We start from the raw sequence: 23492 nt of genomic DNA, 5'->3' as shown, positions 1-23492 counted from the left end.
ATTCTACGTCCAGGTAGTGTTTTTTTTGTAAAATGCAGTATTTATACGTAATCATATCTTTTAAAATAAAAATAAATTTGTGCCATTGAGTTCCATTTTTTCACCAATCACTTTTTTTTAACACCATTAAACTAATACTATGAGTGTATGAATGAATTATTAAAGCATAATAACCTAAATTAAAAACAACTAAGCATGAAAATCAAAAATCTTTATTCCCTGATTACAGTATTTACAGCTACAGCGATCACATACGCACAAGTAGGAATTAATACAGTAACCCCCCAGGCAACATTGGATGTTGCAGGAAATACAAGCACAACTATGAAGGATGGTATTTTACCTCCAAGAGTTTCTAAACAACAGTTGGCTTCTAAAGATGCCGGAACGTATGGAAGTGCTCAGGCAGGAGCACTGGTTTATATTACAGATACTACAGCTCCTTCAGGAACTACACCAAGTTTATCACAGGTTGCAGATATCAGCAACAATGGATATTATTATTTTACAGGATCAGCATGGGTTCCTTTTTCGGTCAACCTTTATAATGCAGATGGAATACTTTCAGGAAACAGAGTGGTAACGCAAGATGCCAGTACACTGGCATTTACTTCAACCTCTACCAATGGTTTTTCTGTGGATGGAGCAACATTTTCTGTGGATGCGGCCAATGACAGAGTCGGATTAGGAACCGCATCACCTGAAGCAAGATTCCATGTGGTTTCTACCGTTCCAACCTTAAACCGATATAATTTAATTGATGCTACTGCCGGAACCAACCAATATGGAATTATGGCTTTACGAAACACTTCCGCTCTGGCCACAGGAAATTATTCTTTACTTGGGTTTACCAACAGCGGACCCGCTTCGGGAGGTGCCAACTGGGCATTAGGATCAATCCGTACAGGATCAACATTGACCAATGGTTCGGAAGAAGATTTTTATATCGGAAACTCTACCGGTGGAGGTTTAATCGAGAGAATGAGAATTAACCCTACCACAGGAAATGTAGGAATAGGAACTTCTTCTGCATCGAATAAACTTCACATTAACGCTACCAACCCGGTAAGACTGGAAGGATTACAAGCCGCTTCAGGAACTTCAGGAAGTTTAACGGTCAACAGTACGGGTGTGGTACAATTAAAGAACTCAGCAAGCATCAGTGCTGCAAGAGGCACAGGGATCGTAACAATTACGACGAACAATACTTTTGTAAACACCTCAGTTTCGGCAAAAACTTTTGATAACCTCAGTGAAATGGCAGGAAATACTTTCATTGCGTCTTCTACAGGATTGTATAAGGTTGATTTCATTGTTAATTATCCTCAACGAGGAGCAACAGAAGATGGTGGAGACGGATATCTTGGATACGCCCAGATCAGTCTGAACGGAATTCAGCAGTCGTTTACCAATACCAAAGTCACTTTACCCGAAGCCAGTGGAGCTCCATCATTTGTTTCATGCACCAATTCTACTTTGATCAAAATGAATGCGGGTCAGGTACTTTCATTTCAGGCACTTTCTTTTGGATCTACCCCCAACACCACCAATATTGTAGCTCCTTTCACCATTAACGTAGTCCGTATCGACTAATCTTTCGGATTACAATGAAACAGGTAAAACATTCCCATTTACCTTACAGGCAAAATTCTATCAACACAAATATAAAAGAACACCAGCAACAATACTGGTGTTCTTATTTTTTGTTTAAATAGGGTTACCACTCCGGATTCCCAAGATATAATAATTTTTATGCTACATTGACTCCGAAAATATGCCCCACCAACGCTGTAATTCCCATCGCAACGGTACCCCAGAAACAGATTCTCAGTACGGCTACTTTGATACCGGAACCTCCGGCTTTTGCAGAAATTGCTCCTAAAAGCATCAGAAAGATGATTGAAAAACCATATTGGAAATACACCATTTGTTTGAGTGGCGCCAGAAGAGAAACGGTAAAAGGTAATAAAGCTCCCACAGCAAATGAACAGAATGAGGCCATTGCTGCCTGCAATGGTTTAGCCTGTGTTATTTCATTAATTCCCAGTTCATCACGGGCATGGGCACCAAGTGCATCATGTTCTGTCAGTTCAATGGCAACCTGCATTGCCGTTTCTTTGGTACAGCCTCTTTTTTCATACACTTTGGCGAGTTCTCTAAGCTCTATTTCCGGCATCTCTTCAAGTTCACGCTTTTCACGGATCAAATCTGCTTTTTCCGTATCCTCCTGAGAGCTTACAGAAACATATTCACCGGCAGCCATAGACATTGCTCCCGCGATCATTCCTGCTAATGCAGCAAGAATAATGATATGACGTTCCGGTTCTGCAGCCGCAACGCCAATGACAATACTTGTGGTGGATAACAATCCGTCATTAGCTCCCAGTACAGCTGCCCGGAGCCAGCCTACCCTGTTTACATAATGTTTCTCCAGCTGATGATGCATAATTTTTATTTTGGTGCACGTTAAAGTTACCCAATATTTCGTCAAGAATCAATTTAAATTACCTCATTTCATTTGGGACAGATTTATTTTCAGACCTTATTTTCAGTATAAAAATCCAGTAACCAATGAATAGTATTTCAAGAATACAATCGATCATATAAGTCCATCTGATCACATTGTTCAGATAATAATAGAGATCAATCCCTGCCAGCCCGGTACAACAGAGCATGATGGCGAGAATAACCAAAGGGCTCTGCTTTATTCTTAGTACATATACAATAAGAAGAATATAAGGAAAAAGCAGTAAGCTGACCGTTTTTACCAGCCATATATCCGTTTTGGGACCCGTGATTTTCAAAAAGCTTTCCAGGTGTACAAATGGCCATATGATGGTCAACAGAAAATAAAACATTTGAATATAGGCCGGAATTTGGTATTTTTTCATGAAGCACGATTTATGAAGTCCATTTTCATGAGATATTATGTACCTCAATGATCATCTATTTATATCTATGATAAGCCATGTGCTTATTTTCCGGCCTGTCATTATCAGGAATATTTTTTTCTCTGCGCTGTTTTTCGAGATCTTTATAGAACGCATGAAGCTGTTTCATTTCATCGTCTGTAAGATTTTCAATTTCTTTTATTGTGTAGGAGCTTTTGCTCGCTGCCGTCAATTCATCAAGCTTATCCTGAAGCGCTTTTATATCTTTATTCTGTGCATTCCGGATAAAAAATACAGTAAGCCCGGCAATACCTAAAAAGGCACTTCCTTTAATATATACAGGCCAATCCTGCCATCGGTTTAAAATATCTTTAATCATACTTATTATTTTTTAAAATTCCTTTTGTAAAAACAAGCCATACGGATTGCTCCATATGACCGGTTTTCAACATTAATCTCTATAAATCTATGCTAACTAAAAGAAGATCTTACGGTTTTCAATTTTAACCGTATTATTTCTTTCCAGCATTTTTATTGTTCTTATCACCGTTTCCACACAAAGCCCGGTAAGATTAGCGAGCTGCTGTCTGGTAAGGGGTATTTTAAAAGAGAAAGGTGCTTTTTTTTCCTGAAGGTTTTTAAAACATGTCATGATCCCGATAAGCCGCTCAGCCGGATGCAGTGAGGAGTTTTTCTGCAGCATAATATACTGGTAGTACAGATGACTTGACATCGCATGACAGACATTAAAATATAAATGGGGATATGTCCTGAGCAAGCTAAAAAAGTTATTTTTACATAGTCTTAAAATGACACAATCTGTGAGCGTTACCGAATCCACAGGATATTTTCTGTCCAGGAACAGAATGGAGTCTCCAAAACTCTGCCCGGAGGAAAAAATATTCTGGATAAATTCCTTACCATCTTCACTGGTATTGGCAAGTTTTACTTCTCCCTGCATGATCTGATAGTAATATAGTGCTTCATTTCCTTCCTGGAAAATAAATTCGCCGGGTCCGTATTCTTTAATTTCTGCTCCTGCAGAATGAAGAGTTCTTTCATTGATTGCCATAATTCCTTTTTTTAATGTTTCTCCTTCAATATGTTCTTACCAATGAATTCCCATTGAATAAGATACTACTGAATGTTGTAACTTGTTATTTCATAATAAATCGCCCATGCTGCAAACACAATGACAATGATCCATATCCAGAAAGGAATGGTTTGGGGTGTTTCACTTCCATTGATCAGGAAGCTTTTCTGATTTCCTTTATCATACGCATTGATCATTAAAGAAAGTGTTCCGTCCACCACGTCTTTATTTTTAAGGCCTTCTATCCGTATTGCCGGGCCATTGGCTACGGTAAACTGTATTTTTCTGATCCCTTCTTTTCCGGATGGTGAATGACTTATGATTTTAAGGGTATGCTCACCATCTGTAAGCTTTTGGGTATCGAGATCAAAAACAATGGGAGTATCCAGTTCTGCAATGGGAGCCGGATCGTCATCAATAAATAAAAAAACTTTGCTTTTATCTTTAGTCATGATCTTGAATTTTCACCTGAAAAAACGGAATATTTAATATGGGATTTATCTTTTTCTCCCGGTCTGAACAGATATTTGGCAGAAAGTATAAAAGCCAGTACAGTTATCAATACGACAAATCCTACAATGAACCAATCCCAGTTGCTTTCCGGGCCGGTTCCGTGGGTAAGGTTTCTTGTCACCTCGGGCTGCTGAAGTTTACAGGCATCGCAGGCAGACACATAAGCTGTAAACAATATTCCAGACAGTATTGCTGTCTTTTTAAAAAAATCTTTCATTGTTATTTTATTTTATCCATTATGGTTTTCACTTCTTCAGCGGTTACTTTTTTGGCATTATTTCCCCAGCTTGTCCGCTCATGATTCATAATTGCAGCCACATCTTCAGGGGTAAAATTGGCATTGGTACCCACCGGCGGCATCGTGGCAAATTCCGGTCTCGGATCATAGCCTTTCATGATGATGGTGACATACAATTCAAGATCTCCTCCAGCAACGACAGGACTTCCTTTCAATGGCGGAAATGCTCCGGGAACGCCTTCTCCGTTAGCCTGATGACAGCTGGCACAGTTTGCGGTAAAAAGAGCATCTCCATCCGGTAAACCGGCATTTCCTCCCTGTGCTGCTCCTTCTTCTTTTTTCTGTTTATAAAGAAAAGCCGGAACAATAGATTTATCTGTATAATCTGTTTGCTTCAGAGATTTCAGATAGGCAACCAACAGCAAAGCTTCGGGGCCTGCTACAATTTTTTTATATCTGGGACGGAATTTTTCAGGAACTTTCACCTCAACATCCCCGGGCTGAAGATAATCCCTCTCTATAAAGAGCCAGGGATAGGCAGGCATTACAGATTCTTCAACTGCTGCTCTCGGCTGATAGAGATGAATCAGATGCCATTCTGCACTGGGTTGTCTTTCCCCGATACTGGTAAGATCAGGCCCTGTCCTCTGGGTTCCCATCAGATTGGCTGTATTTCTCCAGAAATCTGTACGGGTATTGATGGCAAAATCTGCCGGTATGCTTGGTCTTTTCCCAAACACATTATCCATTTCTACATTTCTTACCTGCTGCGTATGGCAGGCAATGCATCCGTTATCGATATAAACTCTTTTACCCGCCTGTTCCTCTTTTGTCAGAATTTTAGACTGTCTTGGTAAAGGTTTATTAATCCTTTGATTATCCAAAGCAGGCAATATGGCAATATAAAGAGTAAGAGAAACAAAAAGTAAAAGTGCAGAGCCAAAAAGGATCCGGTGGTCATTTAAAAATATCATGATGTTGATCTTTATGTATTAAACTCTGTATTTCCATATTGTTTCTTTGCTGCCAGAATTTCTGCAGGTGTTCTGGGAACTCTTACCTGATCTTCTTTTCTTACCATTCTGTAGAAATTATAGGCAAAAATCAAGTGGGATACCCACATTAATGTTCCTCCGATAGCCCGCCAGAGCCAGAAAGGAGCCATATTGATTACTCCTTCAATAAAAGGTTTTTTCCTGATCCAGAGTTCTCCTGTCTGTGTTCCGCCAATCATTAATGCAATAACATAAAACAACAGTCCAATCAGTGCAAACCAGAAATGAATTCCCACTAGAAGCTTCGGAGGTTCTTTTCCTGTAAGCCGCGGAACCAGTGTATAAAAAAATCCCCAAAGCATAAATGTGATGATTCCGTACATGGTAAGATGCGAATGTGCTACAGTGAAATCCGTAAAATGCCAGAGAAGATTGGTATACCTGAAAGCTTCCACTGTTCCCTGGAATGATCCTGTAAAATAAAATATGATAGACATAAAATAAAACGGAAGCGTATAGCTATTCCTAAGCTGATACCATGCACCATTAAATGTCAGAAGAAAATTGGCTGTACCAGCTGCCACAGGAATCAGCATTCCCGCACTTGCAATGATTGCTGTTGTCTGCAAACGCCAGGGAATTGCACTGAAAATAAAATGATGGGTTCCGATCAGAGTATAAAAGAACGTATGGGTCCAAAAAGCCAGTATCCCTAAGCTGTAGGAATAAATAGGCTTATTGAGCTGTTGCGGCAAAAAATAATACATCAGTCCCAGATTGATCATCATGAACCACATTCCGATGGCCTGATGCATATAATATCCCTGAATAATGGTCTCCCCAACTCCGTCCTGCCAGATAGGAATGTACGCAATAACAATCACAATAACGATAAACATTGTTCCTGATACGATATACCAGTTAGACAGATAAATTTCTTTGGTTTTCCTGTGTGCAATGGGCTTAAAGAAATTATGCAGTGAAAGCGCTACTCCTATTCCGAAAGTAATCATGATCGGCCAGATATATTCCCGGTATTCTCCCCCGCCGTTATTTACCCCTGAAAGTACAGAGATTGTTCCGGCAAGAACAGCTGCATTGACCAGAATAAGAGAAAGATACCCTTGTTTTATATTAAACTTCTCAACATTACTTACCCTTGGTATCACATAATGTGCAAACCCCAGCATGGCCAGGGAAGCCCAACCCCAGAATACGGCATTGGTATGTCCCGGCCTGAGTCTCCCATAGCTGAACCAGCTTGTGTGCTCTATATCCGGAGCCACAAGCTTTATCCCTGCATATAAGCCAAAGGTTGTTCCCAGCACAAGCCAGAAGATAGCTGTTCCAAGGAAATAAAGAATCAGGCGACTCAATTCAGGAGAGATATATTTCTGAAAAGAAGATGTTCTTCTCTTATCAGGAAATACCCTCAGTTCTTCAACGGAATTGATATTCCTGACCATTCCCTTTGTATCAGCGGGAGGTAAAGTACCGGAAAGGTCATTTTCCGGCAGCCTGAAACTGAGTTCTTTTTCCCTTTGTTCATAATCGGCTACTTCTTCCGGGGAAAGATTCTCTATTTCTTTTTTGGTCTCGGCAGACTCTTTCCGTCTTAATATTTTAGCATAAATGGATAAAAACTTAAGAACAACAATGACAAGGCCGGCTACAATGACCATTAAAGTAAGCAACAGGGTAATCTGTATCCCGGTTTCTTTGAATAATGAGATATCTGCCATAACAGTATTATTATGGATTAATGAATCAAGATTTCTGGTTTATTTTCTTAATAGAATCTCTATTGGTCTCTTTAACAGAGATCAATTCCGCATTTTAAAACGTTAATGGCTGTAAATACGATTATTTACTTTTTTTAATAGAATCTACGTCATACGCAGAACTGTCCACCGTAGGTGTTTGATCTGCCGAATCCGGTGAAATCTGGGCAGAGCCGGAAGTAAGGCTGTCAGATGCCATAATGGTATCTGTATTGGTGCGTTGTGTCTGGGGTTCTTTTTTGCAGCTGACGACAAAAAGGCCGGCAAGTACAATGAATGATACGATAAATTTCATACTATTAAATTTTGTGGTGTGTGTAGTATCAAATGTAGACAACATCATGCTAACGCTTTATGACTCAGATCATAGAACTCCTGAACAGCACTATTCTTCCCGGAAAATCCTATTTTCTTATCTTTGCAGCAATGAATTTATTATATATCAACTGGGATATTAATCCCGAAATCGTCAATATCTTAGGACTTCCCATAAAATATTACGGATTATTATTCCTTGCAGGGCTTGTTTTGTCTCTTAATATTTTAAAAAGAATCTATAAAAAAGAAGGTCTCAGTTCACAAGCCCACGAAGCTTTATTCTCTTATGCATTGATAGGAATACTGGTGGGTGCCAGATTGGGGCATTGCCTTTTTTATGATTTTGATTATTATTCACAACATCCGCTTGAAATATTTTTACCTATTCAGAAAGGACCGGATGGATCTTACCACTTCACCGGATTTGCAGGTCTTGCCAGTCATGGTGGTGGAATTGGTTTGGTGATTATGCTTCTCATCTATGCGAGAAAATATTCTATTCCGTTCATGACCGTTCTGGATGCCATAGCGATTGTACTTCCCTTGGGTGGTACTTTCATCAGGCTGGCTAATCTTATGAATTCTGAAATTATAGGAATTCCTACTGATGTTCCGTGGGCTTTTATTTTCCGTCAGGTGGATGATCTTCCGAGACATCCTGCCCAGCTTTATGAGGCCATCTCTTATTTTATTATTTTCCTTGCGGTGTATTTTATTTACAGGAGGAATATTTTTAAAATCGGAAAAGGATTTTATTTTGGAATCAGTATTCTGCTGATCTTTATTATGAGAATCCTGATTGAGTTTATCAAGGTGGATCAGGTAGAATTTGAGCACGGAATGATTTTAAATATGGGACAGATACTGAGTATCCCGTTTGTTCTTCTCGGATTATTCTTTATTATCAAAAGTATCCTGGAAAAAGGAAAGGTTAAAACTACTTAATTTCCTTACTTCTATTACCATAAAAAACTCACTGAAAGTTGTTTCAGTGAGTTTCTTTTTTTTAATACATTTTCAATATACTATCTTGTTGTGTATCCGCCGTTGGCAAATATCGTCTGTCCGGTAATCCACCAGCCTTCTGTTACCAGGAATTCTACCAGCGGAGCGATGTCTTTAATATCGGTAAGACCTCCCAATGCGGATGCAGATTTATGATAAGCCACTGCATCATCCGTTTCCTGTCCGTAGAAGAAAGGAGTATCCATAGGACCCGGCGCTACTGCCGTTACAGAGATGCCTCTTGCTCCGAATTCTTTGGAAGCCGCTCTTGTAAAATGTTCTACAGGTGCTTTTGCTCCTGCATATGTAGAATATAATCCGGTGTAAGCCGCCAGCAATGAAGTAACAATGGTACAGATTTTTCCGTGATCGTTTAGCTTTTTACCCGCTTCCTGCAAAAAGAAATACGCAGACTTTGAATTTACATTGAACATGGTATCATATTCAGCTTCTGTAGTTTCTGAAAATGGCTTTTTAAGTACCATTCCTACAGTATTGATTGCAATATCAATTCCTCCGAAGCGGGAAATAGTTTCGTCAAAAAACTTCGTGATATTATCTACTTTGGTAAGATCTCCCTGAAATAAAAATGCTTCAGCTCCTAAAGCCTGCACTTCAGCCAGTGTTTTTTCGCTTTCGGCTTTTGAACTTTCGCTGTTGTAGTGGATAGCCAGCTTTGCCCCTTTGGATGCAAAATCTCTGCTTAATAAGCCTCCTAAATTTTTACCTCCTCCTGCAATTAAAACAACTTTTCCCTGTACATTTTGTGTTGACATGTTTTTATATTTAAATGTTAATGAGACAAAGATCAATAATAAAAATGGCCTCAACATGGTGAAATTTTCGGAAATTTCTATTTATTATTTTTAAACTAAAAGAAAAATGTTTATTATTTTATGTAAACAATAGTTTTTAATAGAATGTTATTTACCAACCAGATACGCCTTGAAATGCCTCTTTTCAGTTAAACACTTTTATATAATTCACAAACACGCATCAATTTTAGGCATAACATTTGATACCTTCCTCCCGTATCACGCACCACCACTTCATTTTTAATATATTTTTTTATAATCCTCAGACTTCTGAGGATTTTTTTATGGTATTATTTTAATTTTATGTACATATTCACACATAACATTATGATCAATTAAAACCATTTCTGATAATCAATCATTTAAATATGATTATTCATTTTATTGTTGTATATTTGCATATTAATAAACCAAGTCTTTACTTTGTTTTCTGTAACGACCCGAATATTTTTTATTCAGTCTTTGCCTTTTGAGCAGCCATCTTTTTAACTTTTATTCTTCTATTAAAGAACAATACTTGTCGGAATTTTAAAGCTCTGTATGATTGGGATTATCCAGGACAGAAAACATAGCCAGGCTTTATAGGGGTCTAACAGACCAGTTTGAACTCATTAATTTATAGAAACTAAATACTAAAAATAATTTATGGCAGATTCTTTTTCTAAAAAGGAAAATTTCAAGAAAAAAATTCAAAAGCAAAAAGAAAAGGCGCTAAGACGCGAAGAACGTAAAACGAACAACAACAAAGGAGCAGAGGATGTCTTCATGTATGTAGACGAATTCGGAAGATTAACATCTACTCCACCTGAACAAAGACAGGAAGTAAATCTTGATGACATTCAATTGGGTGCTGCACCTATCATTGAGGAAGATCCAAGAAAAACAGGAATTGTTACTTTCCTGAGTGAAAAAGGATATGGTTTCATTACGGAAGACAATTCCAAAGAAAACATCTTCTTCCACAATAACAACTGTGCAGAACCGGTAAAAAAAGGAAATAAGGTATCTTTTGAAAAAGAAAAATCTCCTAAAGGATTTTCTGCTGTTGAAATTCAGCTTGTTAAATAATATGTACTTATAAAGTGTTTCTGCCCTGAAAGCAGATTCATTTTAAACCATACACAAAGAGACTGCCCGCGAGGACAGTCTCTTTTTTTAGGGACATATAAAAAAGTTAACTCAACTTATAAAAAGTTAGATTGTAACGCAATATCCTGGATTTATTTCAAATAGCATTACGGGAATCCGTAGAATATCATTAAACAGAAAAGAAGCTGCCTTTTCAGACAGCTTCCTTCATCGTAAAAAAAAGTAAAAATTAATCCAGCTTTCCTCCCAGTGCTTTAAACAGCAGGACGTTATTTCTGGTATTCTGGTGCTGAAACTGCAGTAGATCCAGTTCAGCAGTTAATTTGCTCTTCTGCGAGTTAATCAGCTCAAAATAGTTGGCGTAGCCTGTCAGGTACAGATCGTTGGAAACCTCAACACCGCGGTCAAGGAAACCTACTTCCTCCGATTTCAGTTTTAAGACACGCTCATAGATTCTGGTCTGTTTCAGAATCGACTGAAGTTCATTAAAAGCTGTCGTAATACTTTTCTGATAGTTTAAAAAGGCAATTTCCTGCTCTTTGCTCGCTACCTTAAATTCATATTTCAGCTGTCCTTTATTGAAAACAGGAACCATTAATCCTCCTAATAATTGGCCTGCCAGAGAGGTTGGTTTAAAGAATGTTTCCACAGAAAAAGAATTCAGTCCGAAACCGGCTCCCAGATCAATCTTGGGATAAAAAGCAGCTCTTGCAGCCTTTGCATCAGCCTGCGAAGCTTCCAAAACATAATAGTTTGCGGCTACATCCGGTCTGGAATGGATCACATTTTCTACATTAATGGTTTTATTCAAAACTTCCATATTGGTAGGCATCAGTATTTTTCCGCGCTTCACCTCTCCGCCGTAGCTTCCTGTTAATGTAGTGATCGCTTGCTCTACTGTAACAATTTCCACTCTGATATGTTCAATCTCTGCCAGCCAGTTGTTATTCTGAGCTTTGAACTGCTGTACTGCCAACTCGGTAGCTTTTCCCACTTCACGCTGGGCAAGAACAATTTCAAAAGCTCTTTGCTGAAGTTTATAGTTCTTCTGATAAATTGCCAGACGGTTATCCAAAGCAACCAGCTGATAATAGAGATTGGCAATATCTGTGAAAAGTTCTACCTGTAATAATCTCAATCCTTCTGTGGATGCCAGATATTTCTTCTGGGCAGCAATTTTCTTATTTTTCAGTTTGCCCCATGCATCAATCTCCCAGCTGCTTCTTGCACCCAGCCAGTAATTAGGGGTAAAATCCCTGTTGATTTTCTGATTTTCCGTAATATTGGGTGAAAGGTTGGTATCATAGTTTCCAACACCTTCCATTGTATATTTTCCGTAACGGTCGCCGGAAGCCTGTACTCCCACTTCAAGAGACGGCAGCAGATCCATTTTTGATCTTTGAAGAAAACTGTTGGCAATCTCCACTCTCTGCCGGGCAATCTGGAAATCCGGATTTGCCTGAACCACTTTATCAAAAAGTTCAAGCAGCTGCGGATCTGTAAAGTAGGCCTTCAGATTGATCTGCCGGAACTCATCAGGGTTTTTATTTTGATCTGTTTTAACAATCTCTTCTGGTAACCGCTGAGCCTTTTTCAGCTCCGTTACTTTGGGAACAGCACATGAAACCAGGCTCAGAGATGCTATTCCGTACAATATATTTCTATGATTTAATCTTTTCATCTTTCTTCTTATTTTCAAGTTTCGCAAAGAATATATAGAGTCCCGGAATCACCACCAGTCCGAAGATAGTTCCTATCAGCATTCCTCCTGCTGCTGCCGTACCAATGGAACGGTTACCGATGGCTCCGGCTCCCGATGCAATACATAGAGGAATAAGTCCTGCTACGAATGCAAAAGACGTCATCAGAATCGGTCTCAGACGCTGTCTTGCTCCTTCAATAGCGGCCGGAATGATATCAAATCCCTGTTTATTTCTTGCCACGGCAAATTCTACGATCAGAATGGCATTTTTGGCCAGAAGTCCGATCAGCATAACCAATGCTACCTGTGCATAAATATTATTATCCAATCCCATGATTACCAAAGCGATATAGGAACCGAAGATTCCTGTCGGAAGACTTAATAATACAGGCATTGGAAGAAGGAAACTTTCATATTGTGCCGCTAACAAAAGATACACGAATAAAAGACAGATGGCAAAGATATAAACGGTCTGATTTCCTGATAAGATCTCTTCTCTTGTCATTCCTGACCACTCAATATCAAATCCTCTTGGCAAAGATTCTTTGGCTACACGTTCTACTGCTGCAATGGCATCTCCGGAACTGTAACCGTCTGCAGGTTCTCCGTTGATCATCGCAGACATATACATATTATACCTTGTAAGCACTTCAGGGCCGTATACTCTTTCGATGGTAATGAAGGTGGAGAAAGGAACCATTTCGCCTTTGTCATTTTTTAAATATAAATTCAAAATACTTTCAGGCGTATCCCTGTGCTCCGGACTTGCCTGCACCATCACTTTATACATCTGGCTGAAACGGATAAAATTTGTGGCATAATAAGATCCCAGCATCGTCTGCAATGTCGACATCGCATTGTCTACTGATACTCCTTTCTTCGCTGCCATATCATAATCCACATTGATCATATATTGCGGGAAAGTAGCATCAAAACTGGTAAAACTGTTCTGCAGTTCTGGAGCTTCATTGAGTTTTTTAACGAAATCTTTGGTAATCTTATCGGTATTTTCAATGGTTCCTCCGGTTCTGTCCAGCAAACGTAATTCAAAACCGCTGGTATTCCCGAATCCGGGGACGGTTGGCGGTGCAAAGATTTCAATCTGTGCATCTGCGATTCCTTTTGTTTTATCAGAGAGCTCTGCAATAAGATCATTTACGGAAATACTTCTTTCCTTCCAGTCTTTAAGGTTGATCATTGCCATTCCGTAAGAGGAACCTGCAATTTCTGTGACGATACTGTATCCTGCAAGCGTGGTCACGTTTTCGACTCCTTTAATTTTTTTGGCGATAACCGTTACCTCATCCAATACTTTTTCTGTTCTTTCTACTGTTGCACCCTGCGGAGTGGTAACACTTACGTAAACCATTCCCTGGTCTTCCATTGGGATAAATCCGGTTGGCAGGAATTTGCTGGTTACAAAAGTAAGTCCGACAAATAAAAACAGCAGTCCGAAAGTTACCGTAGTTCTTGTCGCAAATTTTGATAAAATGCCTACATAGCCATTCGTTAGTCTTTCAAAACCAGTATTGAAACTCTGGAAAGCCCTGTCGATGATGGTTTTCTTCTTATGATGATCATGAGGTTTTAAAATAATAGCACAAAGCGCCGGAGTAAGTGTCAATGCATTTACCCCGGAAATCACAATACTGATAGCCAGCGTTAATGAAAACTGACGATAAAACACTCCCACCGGACCATCAAGGAAAGCCACAGGAATAAATACAGCAGACATTACGATGGTAATCGCTACTACAGCTCCTGCAATTTCTTTGGTAGCACTGATGGTGGCATCCATCGCATTCATTCCTTCTTCCATTTTCACGTGAACGGCTTCAACGACGACAATGGCATTATCAACCACAATTCCGATGGCCAGAACCAACGCGAACAATGTTAAAAGGTTGACAGAGAAATCCAGCATATTCATAAATGCAAAAGTTCCTACCAATGCTACCGGTACAGCCAGTACAGGAATCAATGTAGAACGCCAGTCCTGAAGGAAAATAAATACTACAATTCCTACCAGAATAAAGGCTTCAATAAGGGTTGTCAGTACTGCACTGATGGAAGCATCAAGGAATCGGGAAACATCATAAGCCATGTTATACTCCATTCCGGGAGGGAAAGAAGTGACTTTTAATTCTTCCATTTTTGCCTTTACACTTTCGATAACTTCAGATGCGTTGGAACCGGGACGTTGTTTCATCATAATCGATGCAGAAGGTCTTCCGTCTGTTTTGGAAACCATTCCGTAGTTCATCGCTCCGAATTCAACTTTAGCAATATCCTTAAGCTTTAAAATTGTTCCGTCAACGTCAGATCTGATGGGAACTTCTTCATATTGTTTAGGCTCAAAAAACTTCCCTTTATATTTAATGACATACTGAAGCTGGCTTGAGGTTTTACCAGAGGTTTCCCCTACTTTTCCGGGTGCTGCGGAAATATTCTGTTTTTGCAGCGAAGTGATCACTTCATCCGCAGAGATATTGTATGCTGCCATTTTCTGAGGATCCAACCATACTCTCATCGAATATTCTTTCTGCCCCATAATCTCAGCACGGCCTACTCCATCAATACGTTTCAGCTCCTGAAGGACGTTGATATCCGTAAAGTTATAGATGAACTGTTCATCCTGGCTTGGGTCTGTACTCGTGATGTTGAGGTACATCAGCATACTGTTCACCTCTTTTTCAGTGGTAACTCCGGCCCTGATCACCTCTTCAGGAAGTTCATCAAGAATAGTGGTCACCCTGTTCTGAACGTTTACCGCTGCTACATCAGGATCTGTTCCTACTTCAAAGAACACCTGAATAAGGGTAAGCCCGTCATTGGAAGTTACCGTAGACATATACGTCATCCCCGGCACTCCGTTGATGGCTCGTTCCAGAGGAAGAGCTACCGCATTGGCAGATACTTCGGCGTTCGCTCCGGTATATTTTGCTGTAACGGTTACTGAAGGCGGTACAATATCAGGAAACTGGGTGATCGGCATTTTCAGCAATGCCATAATTCCCAGCAATACAAATAATATGGAAATAACCAACGAAAGAACCTTTCGTCTTATAAACATTTCTACCATAGTTGATTGATTTAAAGATTATGAAAGGTTAATACTTCTTTTTGATTTTGATGATATCACCATCTTTCAAAGACTGAGTTCCTTCATAAATGATTAAATCTCCTTTTTTAAGACCGCTTTCCACCACATAAGAGTCTCTTAAGGTAGTTCCGATCTTAATATTGGTCATTTTCACTTTATTCTGTTGATCCACAACAAAAACATAGGTCTTATCCTGAATGGAGAAGGTGGATTTTTGCGGAATAAGGATCGCATTATTCTGTTGTTCGGAAATGATAAGCTTCCCTGAGGTACCGTGTTTGATGAGGCGGTCCGGATTTGGGAAAAGCACTTTATAGCGGATAGAGCCTGTAGTTCTGTCGATTTCTCCTTCAGCTGTTTTTAGAGCTCCGTTAAACTGGTAATTCACTCCATTAGGCAGCGTCAGTTCAATTTTCTGATGATTTCCGATCTTATCATTGGCCAAAAGCTCAAAATATAAGTTTTCAGGAATGGAGAAGTAGGCGTACACTTCGTTCAGTTGTGAAAGCGTGGTTAAAAGTGTTCCGTTTTCCACTAAACTTCCGTCTTTATGGGGAATAACGTCAATCACTCCATCAAAAGGTGCTGTAATTCTTGTAAAGCTTATTTTCTGAAGAACCGTTCTTTTTTCTGCATCGGCAAAGGCATGTTTGGCCTTTGCTGAAGACAATTTCGCCTTCACCATTTCCAACTCATTGTTGGCCACAAATTTTTTGGCATGAAGACTCTGAATCTGCTTCAGTTCTACTTCTGCGATGCGGACGTCTGCTTCAGTCTGTTTTAATGCTGCATTGGCTTTCAGAAGCTCCATCTGCAGCTCAGCATCATTAATTTTGAATAAAGCCTGTCCCTGGCGCACAAACTGTCCCTCATTGACATAAATATGCTGTATAATACCTCCGATTCTGGAACGCATTTCAACATTCTTTTTAGCCTGGATATCCGTGACAAACTGGTTGCTCACCAAGGTGTCTTTTTCTTTGATTTCCAGTACGGGAACTTCTTTATCTTTCTGATTGTTTTTTTTCTTGTCTTTACTGCATGACACAGCGAATAATGTTGCAAGAATGCAAATTATTACGTTTTTAAAATACATTTTTAAATGTTTAAGTTATAAGATTTCCGTAAAAATGATTTGGTATTCAGAAACTTAAACCTAGTACAGCTGGAGGAGATGGAGAAAAGATTTAACGCCACAAATAATAGAAATTGCGATCTCAGGAAGAGCAACTTTTGGAATTACTTTTAATATTCCTGAAAAATCTGCAATGGCAGGATCGTTTTTTTTGACTGAATGTTTTACAATTTTGGCAGCCGCAGGCAATGCATGCGTATTCATATCTGCCTCTTCGTAAACATCCAGAACATGAATGTTGGTTACAGGAGGAACATGAGGAATATTCTGCAATGATTTTTCTGCCCAATTCGAATTGAAAAGGGAAAAAACCAGTATAATATAGAATAAGAAAAATGACCTCACACCTGCCATGTCAATCAGAACACATTAGTTTTTCAGTAAAAAACGATAGTTGTGCAAAAATAGGGATTTCTGCTGGGAAATCCGGCCATTGAATTGTTAAAAAAACTTAAACAATTAGTGAATAATTCTGCTCATTCATATCTGGATTTGTATGTGAAATGACAAAGAGGACGTGAAGTCTGTTCATGCAGTCTGTTATTGCGTAGAAATCCAATTTTTAAAATTCTGAATGAAAAATGGGATCAGGTTTTGGCTAAAGCCAGATGAATTTTGGCTTATTGTTAACGGGCTTCCTTCGTCTAAGCTCAGGATTAAAACCCGTTTCTATTAAATAATTGAGACTGAACAGTTAAAACAATTTACTCAAAATCCGAAAACGGTAATCAAAGATATGTTCCAGTTTCTTTCTGACAAAAAGGCGATGGGCCATTTCTCCTAAAAATCCCATGGGAAGTTCATAATCTATGGTATCTCTCATCAGAACGCCTTCTTCATTAGGAATAAATTCATGGTGGTGGTTCCAGAGTTTGTATGGGCCCTTTTTCTGAAAATCAATAAAGCTTTTCCGGAAATCAACATGGGTGATCTCGGTCTGCCACTTCATTTTAATACCGAATAATGGAGAAACATAATAATCAATGAGCATTCCTGGATAGATTTCGTCATCTTCCATTTCCGTTAATACAATAAAGCCCATATCTTTCGGAGTAATCTCTGAAAGGTTGTTGGCTGAGGAAAAGAATTTCCATGCCGTTTCTATATCACAATTGAGCTGTTGTTCACGGAAAAGAATATGTTTCATAAGATGGAATCATTTAACCTAAATGGTATGAAACAAAGGTATAACAAAGATTTAATTGTAGATCCACATCAGTACAGGTTTTCCCGACTTCTGAATCATTGGATCTATTTCCTTCATTGCCTTGTTGGAAACAGTTGGACAACCCCATCCTTCAGGAGATCCATTGGGAAAAACTTCATCATCACTCATCATATCCCAGGAATGAAATACAATAACTCTTTTTAAAGCATTGCTATTGGTATCTTCAAGGCCATGCATGAGGTATTTTATATTGATTCCCCAATCGCTGTACCCTCTTCCTTCCAGTTTATATTTCCCTAAAGAGGATAGATGGCTTCCGTCTTCGTTGCTGAATGCGGGGTTTGCTTTAGAATGATCCTTACTCCATGCATTGGAGCCGCAGCCATGTCCTACAAGATACTTTTGTGAAATCTTATTATTTTTAAAATCCCAAACAAAAAAACGGCTAACACCGGAATGAAGACTCATATCAATAAGAATGCAGAAATCTTTGTTGAGATTCTTTGAAATACAGAATTTCAATGCTTCTTCTGCTTTTATTTTTAATTTAGAAAGATCGGCTTCTGGTTTCTTTTCAGCTACCTGAGGCGCATCTATTGTTGTTATTGTATTGTTTTTTCTCTCCTGGGAACATGAACACATCCAAAAGATAATGAATAACAGATAAACCCTCTTCATATATTATTTATAGTGTTGAAAAATTCCAAAATCTGAAGGTGTCCAAAGTGCAGCTTTTTGTCCTGCAGCTTTTAAAGCATTATTTGACCAGGTATTGCAGGTGTAAAGAAAGCTGTAGGTTCCTTTTGCATCATAGAATGCATCATTATCACCGTACACAGCATTGGTAGGGATCAGCATGAAGTTTCCATTCTGATCTCTGTCAAATTTATCTTCTACAAATTTCACCAGATTCTGATATTGATTTCTGCTGATCATAATCATTTTACAGTCATCCCCTTCTTTCATCGTATTATAATAGGTACAATGCATTGCGGAATCACTTAGCCAGAAGGCTGCTTTTATGGCTGTTGAAAATTTCAGGTCTGCCCAGGTAGGAGTATCAAGATAAAAGCCTTTGTCGCCCCATCCTATTCCGATGTACTGATAATCTGTTTTTTGGGATTTAGTATTGGCAAAAGGTATTTTCCGGCTCCAGTCCTGAAGATCGTTTTTTACAGGCATTACGATATCGGTATGCACTCCGTTGGTATAAATATAGATCGGGATTTCTTTTTTCTGCCCGTCATCTTTTGCAGAAACGGGAATATAGGGAATCAGCAGTCCAAGGATGACATAAATAATCACAATTCCTAAAATAATTCCTACCACTTTCAGGATATACATTAACATCGTTTTCACAGTCATGTTTTTTAATAAAATTTAATCTTTAATTTTTAGTAAAAGTATTTGTTTTAATCGAAAAATTAGCTATATTTAGTTACGAAATATTCACAAATATGCGTAAAAATACTAAATCCCAAAAAAGGTTTAAAGTAAGAGTAAAAACTGCTCCTAAAAGAATACAAAAAAGACGTTGATTTTCGGTGAGATTTTAATCTCCTGAAAATCAATTTTTCTTTATAGGAAAAGCTTTTTAAGAAACTTATTGATGTAAATCTTCACCTCCTTAAAGCGAAAAATTTAAGGAATGGTCAACTATCAGCTCTGGTTTGGAACTTCAAAAAATTCCAAAGGAGGAATTGTCACCGAAAGTTCAGAGAAAAATCAGTCGGAAGACTTCTGTAAAAACTCAATATTTCTCTTGAGACCTGCAAATTTAGTACGTTTTACGGGGGATTTTCTGAAGATTTCTGAGAAAATTTCCTGGGTCAGCTCCTTCCATTCTCCTTTTTTAAAATTTTTCAAGGCTTCATTGGGCTGGAAACGGCTCTGTTTATTGGGAGCTGAGAATCTGTTCCAGGGGCAAACATCCTGGCAGATATCGCAGCCAAACATCCAGTCTTCCATTTTATCTTTAAAATAATCCGGAATTTCATTTTTGAGCTCTATGGTTGCATAAGAGATGCAGCGGCTTCCGTCTATAATCTTTTCAGAAACAATAGCATCTGTGGGACAGGCATCGATACATTTTCTGCAGCTTCCGCAATGATCTGTAGTGGCGTGATCAGGAATCAGCTCCAGATCGCAGATAATTTCAGCCAGAAAATAGAATGAACCACTTTGTTTGGTAATGAGATTGGCATTTTTTCCTACCCAGCCTATTCCCGACTTTTTCGCCCAGGCTCTTTCCATCACCGGCGCAGAGTCTACAAAGACACGAAATCCAAACTCACCTATTTCTTCCTGCAGTTCTGCAACCATTTCACGGAGTATTTCTTTAATTACTTCATGATAGTCTTCTGCGTAGGCATATTTTGAGATTTTGAAATTCTCCAGAACGGATATTTTTTCTTCAGGAAAATAATTATAGGAAAGTGAAATCACAGATTTTGAACCCTCTACCAGGAGCCTTGGATCGAGTCTTTTGTCGAAATGATTTTCCATATACTTCATTTCGCCGTTATAATTATTCTTCAGCCACTTTTCAAGGTGAGGAGCATCTTCCTCCAGAAAATCAGCTCTGGAAATGCCACAACTCTGAAACCCAAAACTTTTTGCTTTGGATTTGATCAGTTCGGAATATTTTTCGGCACCGGCATTCATTAATTTCACCCTGCAAAATTAAGATTATTTTATCAATCTTCTGATTTCTGCCAAAGTTCATCCCAATGATGGTTCTTTTCTGAAAATTATGTTTTCATTAGGATTTTTTTCAAAAAAAAATTACGTAATTTCGTTTCTAATTTAATGTTTAAACCAAAAACTATGTCTTTAATAGAAGTAATACAATCAGGAAACTATGAATTAATCGACGTTCGTGAGCCAATGGAGCTTGAAATGGACGGTAATATAGATGGCGCTAAGAATATTCCTTTAGGTGAAGTAGAAGACAGACAGGAAGAGATCCTATCTGTTGAAAAGCCTGTCATTTTATTCTGCAGAAGTGGAAACAGAAGCGGAAAGGCATTGGATTATCTTAACGCTCAAGGATTAAAGGACGGTTACAACGGCGGAGGCTGGGCTGAGCTGAAGGCTGTACTGGAAGCAAATCAGGGAACTTTTTAAAAGTTCCTTTTTTTATATCTTATTTCTATGAATCTGCAAAATCAATTTGAAGCACTTTGTTCTCCTTTCACTGAAAACAAACCACTGATCAACAGCCTGTGGAACGAGATTGAAACCAGATATTCTGAAAAAGGCAGACATTACCACGATCTTCTTCATCTTGAAAATATGTTTAAAGAACTTGAAGATGTGAAAGGTAACATTTCCGATTATACAGCCATTTCTTTCTCCGTATTTTACCATGATGTTATCTATGATGCTTCTTCAAAGTCTAATGAGGAGAAAAGTGCAGCCAAAGCAGAAAAAAGGCTTTCCGAACTTCAGTTCAATAAAGACAGAATTTCAATAATCTTAAAGCAAATTCTTGCCACAAAAGCCCATCAACGCTCTGATGACGGAGATACCAATTATCTTTTGGATGCTGATCTCTCTGTTCTGGGCAAAGATTTTAAAACTTATCTGAAATATACCCAAAATATCAGGAAAGAATATTCTATTTATCCTGACTTTCTTTACAAGCCGGGACGCAGAAAAGTACTTAAGCATTTTCTGGAGCTTGAAAGTATATTTAAAACAGAGTATTTTAAGGAGAAGTATGAAGCTCAGGCAAAGGAAAACATTGCTGCTGAACTTCAGTTACTGTAATTGATGGTATATGGTTAGACTTTCAGATACATAAAAGGCACCTTTGAAAGATGCCTTAATTTTATATGATTTCAGATTAAAAAAAATTACCAATAAATTCTGCTGTTTTCTTCAATACAAGCTCAGGAATTTCTTTATGCGGAGTATGGCCTATACCGGGAATGATATATTTTTCTGCACTTCCACTGACCTGAGTAACTGTTTTTTCTACCTGATCCAATGTCCCGTACTCATCAGCTTCTCCCTGAATAAATAACAGTGGGGCTTTAATATCTTTCAACAGGTATTCTATATTCCAGGTTCTGTAATCTTCGCGGGTCCAGGTTTCTGTCCAGGCTTTGAAAAGCATTTCTACTTTATCTCCATGGTATTTCTGTAAACGCTCAGGAAGATTGGTTGTTTTGTAGGCTTCCCAGGCATCATAAACACCTTTTAAAGTTATCTCTTCCACAAAAATATGTCCTGCTTCACAAATGACAGCTTCTACTCTTTCAGGATATTTTGCAGCGGTTATAAGGGCTATTGTTCCTCCGTCACTGTGCCCGAAGAGAATTACATTGTCCAGATTCATTTCAATCAATACATCATTCAGGAGATCTGCTTCCAGCTCCATATAGTGTACCGGCCGTTCATGAGTAGACATAGGAAATGATTTTCCATACCCTAAACGGTCATAAGCTAGAGTATTGCATTGTGTAATTTCTGATAGTTTAGCCGGGAAATCTCTCCAAAGCTGTACTGAACCTAATGAGTCATGCAGAAAAACAATCGTAGGTCTGTCTGTAAACCGATGATCATGTTCTATATATAATTTTTTACCCTTTACATCAATTATTCTTCCCTCCATCGAATAAAATTATATTAAAAAACCGGCATTTTCGTTTCTTCAAATTCTTTTAAAAGGTGTCTGAAAACAGTTTCCACCGGAAGAATTTCATCAATCAAAGCAGAAACCTGCCCTATTTCCAACTCTCCATCTTCCATATCTCCTTCAAACATTCCTTTTTTTGCTCTGGCTCTTCCTAATGAAGCAATTAAAGCGTCTTTATCTCTTCCGTTTACATAGATATCTTCCAGTTCATTGAAGAATTTATTTTTAACCATTCTCACAGGTGCCAGTTCTTTCAAAGTAAGATGCGTATCTCCTTCCTGTAATTCTGTAATTTTCTTTTTCCAGTTTTCATGGGCACTTGCTTCAGTTGTTGCAGCAAAGCGGGAACCGACCTGTACACCATCTGCACCTAGAATCATTGCAGCCTTCATCTGTGATCCTAAGGCAATTCCTCCGGCAGCGATCAGCGGCTTAGAAATATGTTTTTTAACATTGGGAATAAGACAGAATGTTGTTGTCTCATCTCTTCCGTTGTGGCCTCCAGCTTCGAAACCTTCTGCAACAATAGCGTCTACTCCTGCATCTTCACATTTTACAGCAAATTTGGTAGAGGATACTACGTGAGCTACTTTTATACCTTCTTTTTGAAGGGTTTCCGTATAGGTTTTCGGATTACCGGCTGACGTAAATACAATTTTTACTCCTTCTTCAAGGATGATCTGAATGATTTCCTCAATATTAGGGTATAACATCGGTACATTTACCCCAAATGGTTTATCTGTTGCCAGTTTACATTTCCGGATATTCTCTTTCAGGATGTCAGGATACATGCTTCCAGCTCCTATTATCCCTAATCCTCCACAGTTTGAAACTGCGGAAGCAAGTCTCCATCCGGAATGCCAGATCATACCTGCCTGGATAATCGGATACTTAATATTAAAAAGGTGTGAAATTCTATTGTGTGTTCCCTCCATGTCATGAAGTTTTTTTGCAGCGTTAAAATCTATAAAATTGCTCATGCGTAAAAATACTAAAAACAAAGG

The 23492-nt window shown here is 38.6% G+C and carries 25 protein-coding genes; 5 read left to right on the top strand and 20 right to left on the bottom strand.

All coding sequences use genetic code 11. From position 1 onward, the window contains the following. The first annotated feature begins 195 nt into the window (after positions 1 to 195). Positions 196 to 1593, top strand: coding sequence for a hypothetical protein (locus FB551_RS00845; RefSeq protein WP_142014073.1), 1398 nt, complete (start codon positions 196 to 198; stop codon positions 1591 to 1593). Between the two features lie 157 nt (positions 1594 to 1750). Here the strand turns inward: FB551_RS00845 and FB551_RS00840 are convergent, their stop codons facing one another. From FB551_RS00840 to FB551_RS00800, 9 genes are all read right to left on the bottom strand, one after another. Then, positions 1751 to 2446 carry a VIT1/CCC1 transporter family protein gene (locus FB551_RS00840; RefSeq protein ID WP_047432883.1) on the bottom strand — a complete coding sequence of 232 codons (696 nt, stop codon included), beginning with the start codon at positions 2444 to 2446 and terminating at the stop codon, positions 1751 to 1753. A gap of 58 nt (positions 2447 to 2504) precedes the next feature. Then, a complete protein-coding gene (locus FB551_RS00835; protein WP_142014070.1) occupies positions 2505 to 2891 on the bottom strand; it encodes a hypothetical protein in 387 nt (128 codons plus the stop codon). 55 nt (positions 2892 to 2946) lie between these two features. Then, positions 2947 to 3270, bottom strand: a complete 324-nt coding sequence (locus FB551_RS00830; protein WP_142014066.1) for a low affinity iron permease family protein — start codon at positions 3268 to 3270, stop codon at positions 2947 to 2949. A 96-nt stretch (positions 3271 to 3366) separates the two neighbouring features. Continuing rightward, a complete protein-coding gene (locus FB551_RS00825) occupies positions 3367 to 3963 on the bottom strand; it encodes a Crp/Fnr family transcriptional regulator (RefSeq protein ID WP_142014063.1) in 597 nt (198 codons plus the stop codon). A gap of 65 nt (positions 3964 to 4028) precedes the next feature. After that, positions 4029 to 4436 carry a hypothetical protein gene (locus FB551_RS00820; RefSeq protein ID WP_047432891.1) on the bottom strand — a complete coding sequence of 136 codons (408 nt, stop codon included), beginning with the start codon at positions 4434 to 4436 and terminating at the stop codon, positions 4029 to 4031. Then, positions 4433 to 4714, bottom strand: coding sequence for a hypothetical protein (locus FB551_RS00815; protein ID WP_047432893.1), 282 nt, complete (start codon positions 4712 to 4714; stop codon positions 4433 to 4435). Before FB551_RS00815 ends, FB551_RS00820 begins: the two co-directional genes overlap by 4 nt. Before the next feature lie 2 nt (positions 4715 to 4716). Further along, a complete protein-coding gene (locus FB551_RS00810) occupies positions 4717 to 5709 on the bottom strand; it encodes a cbb3-type cytochrome c oxidase subunit II (protein ID WP_047432895.1) in 993 nt (330 codons plus the stop codon). 11 nt (positions 5710 to 5720) lie between these two features. Next, positions 5721 to 7472 carry a cbb3-type cytochrome c oxidase subunit I gene (locus FB551_RS00805; RefSeq protein WP_142014060.1) on the bottom strand — a complete coding sequence of 584 codons (1752 nt, stop codon included), beginning with the start codon at positions 7470 to 7472 and terminating at the stop codon, positions 5721 to 5723. A gap of 121 nt (positions 7473 to 7593) precedes the next feature. Further along, positions 7594 to 7806 (bottom strand): hypothetical protein, encoded by a 213-nt coding sequence (locus FB551_RS00800; protein WP_047432899.1) that lies wholly within the window; start codon positions 7804 to 7806, stop codon positions 7594 to 7596. A gap of 131 nt (positions 7807 to 7937) precedes the next feature. Between FB551_RS00800 and lgt the strand changes: the two genes are divergently transcribed. Beyond that, the gene (gene lgt / locus FB551_RS00795) at positions 7938 to 8774 is read left to right on the top strand and encodes a prolipoprotein diacylglyceryl transferase (protein ID WP_142018040.1); all 837 of its coding nucleotides are present in this window, start codon (positions 7938 to 7940) and stop codon (positions 8772 to 8774) included. Between the two features lie 80 nt (positions 8775 to 8854). On the opposite strand, the gene FB551_RS00790 is transcribed toward lgt, so the two are convergent. Then, the gene (locus tag FB551_RS00790) at positions 8855 to 9610 is read right to left on the bottom strand and encodes an SDR family oxidoreductase (RefSeq protein WP_047432901.1); all 756 of its coding nucleotides are present in this window, start codon (positions 9608 to 9610) and stop codon (positions 8855 to 8857) included. 684 nt (positions 9611 to 10294) lie between these two features. Between FB551_RS00790 and FB551_RS00785 the strand changes: the two genes are divergently transcribed. After that, on the top strand, positions 10295 to 10717 hold the full coding sequence (locus FB551_RS00785) for a cold shock domain-containing protein (RefSeq protein ID WP_047432903.1): 423 nt from the start codon (positions 10295 to 10297) through the stop codon (positions 10715 to 10717). A 250-nt stretch (positions 10718 to 10967) separates the two neighbouring features. Here FB551_RS00785 and FB551_RS00780 read toward each other — a convergent pair whose 3' ends face one another. The 8 genes from FB551_RS00780 to queG all read right to left on the bottom strand — a co-directional run bounded on the left by FB551_RS00780 (position 10968) and on the right by queG (position 20510). After that, on the bottom strand, positions 10968 to 12419 hold the full coding sequence (locus FB551_RS00780) for an efflux transporter outer membrane subunit (RefSeq protein ID WP_142014058.1): 1452 nt from the start codon (positions 12417 to 12419) through the stop codon (positions 10968 to 10970). Next, positions 12400 to 15522, bottom strand: coding sequence for an efflux RND transporter permease subunit (locus FB551_RS00775; protein ID WP_142014055.1), 3123 nt, complete (start codon positions 15520 to 15522; stop codon positions 12400 to 12402). The genes FB551_RS00780 and FB551_RS00775 overlap by 20 nt, the downstream gene beginning before the upstream one ends. A 28-nt stretch (positions 15523 to 15550) precedes the next feature. Further along, entirely contained in the window at positions 15551 to 16639 is a 1089-nt protein-coding gene (locus FB551_RS00770; RefSeq protein WP_142014052.1) for an efflux RND transporter periplasmic adaptor subunit, read from the bottom strand. Positions 16640 to 16699: 60 nt separating this feature from the next. Beyond that, positions 16700 to 16951 (bottom strand): hypothetical protein, encoded by a 252-nt coding sequence (locus FB551_RS00765; protein WP_142014049.1) that lies wholly within the window; start codon positions 16949 to 16951, stop codon positions 16700 to 16702. 421 nt (positions 16952 to 17372) lie between these two features. Next, positions 17373 to 17825 carry an SRPBCC family protein gene (locus tag FB551_RS00760; protein ID WP_142014046.1) on the bottom strand — a complete coding sequence of 151 codons (453 nt, stop codon included), beginning with the start codon at positions 17823 to 17825 and terminating at the stop codon, positions 17373 to 17375. A 51-nt stretch (positions 17826 to 17876) separates the two neighbouring features. After that, positions 17877 to 18524, bottom strand: a complete 648-nt coding sequence (locus FB551_RS00755; protein ID WP_142014043.1) for a murein L,D-transpeptidase catalytic domain-containing protein — start codon at positions 18522 to 18524, stop codon at positions 17877 to 17879. Between the two features lie 3 nt (positions 18525 to 18527). Then, complete coding sequence (locus tag FB551_RS00750) at positions 18528 to 19211, bottom strand: TIGR02117 family protein (RefSeq protein ID WP_142014040.1); 684 nt, start codon at positions 19209 to 19211, stop codon at positions 18528 to 18530. Between the two features lie 360 nt (positions 19212 to 19571). Then, the gene (gene queG, locus FB551_RS00745) at positions 19572 to 20510 is read right to left on the bottom strand and encodes a tRNA epoxyqueuosine(34) reductase QueG (RefSeq protein WP_047432922.1); all 939 of its coding nucleotides are present in this window, start codon (positions 20508 to 20510) and stop codon (positions 19572 to 19574) included. Positions 20511 to 20672: 162 nt separating this feature from the next. Between queG and FB551_RS00740 the strand changes: the two genes are divergently transcribed. After that, the gene (locus tag FB551_RS00740) at positions 20673 to 20972 is read left to right on the top strand and encodes a rhodanese-like domain-containing protein (RefSeq protein ID WP_047433386.1); all 300 of its coding nucleotides are present in this window, start codon (positions 20673 to 20675) and stop codon (positions 20970 to 20972) included. Positions 20973 to 20999: 27 nt separating this feature from the next. Beyond that, entirely contained in the window at positions 21000 to 21617 is a 618-nt protein-coding gene (locus FB551_RS00735) for an HD domain-containing protein (RefSeq protein ID WP_142014037.1), read from the top strand. Between the two features lie 76 nt (positions 21618 to 21693). Here FB551_RS00735 and FB551_RS00730 read toward each other — a convergent pair whose 3' ends face one another. Both FB551_RS00730 and FB551_RS00725 read right to left on the bottom strand, forming a co-directional pair. Further along, on the bottom strand, positions 21694 to 22464 hold the full coding sequence (locus FB551_RS00730; RefSeq protein WP_142014035.1) for an alpha/beta fold hydrolase: 771 nt from the start codon (positions 22462 to 22464) through the stop codon (positions 21694 to 21696). A 14-nt stretch (positions 22465 to 22478) separates the two neighbouring features. Further along, positions 22479 to 23468, bottom strand: coding sequence for an NAD(P)H-dependent flavin oxidoreductase (locus FB551_RS00725; protein ID WP_226798590.1), 990 nt, complete (start codon positions 23466 to 23468; stop codon positions 22479 to 22481). Between the last annotated feature and the right edge of the window lie 24 nt (positions 23469 to 23492).

This window comes from Chryseobacterium aquifrigidense (assembly GCF_006716485.1).
Taxonomy (GTDB): Bacteria; Bacteroidota; Bacteroidia; order Flavobacteriales; family Weeksellaceae; genus Chryseobacterium; species Chryseobacterium vietnamense.
Note: the sequence above shows the minus strand (reverse complement) of the source record. Positions and strands in the feature narration are given on the sequence as shown.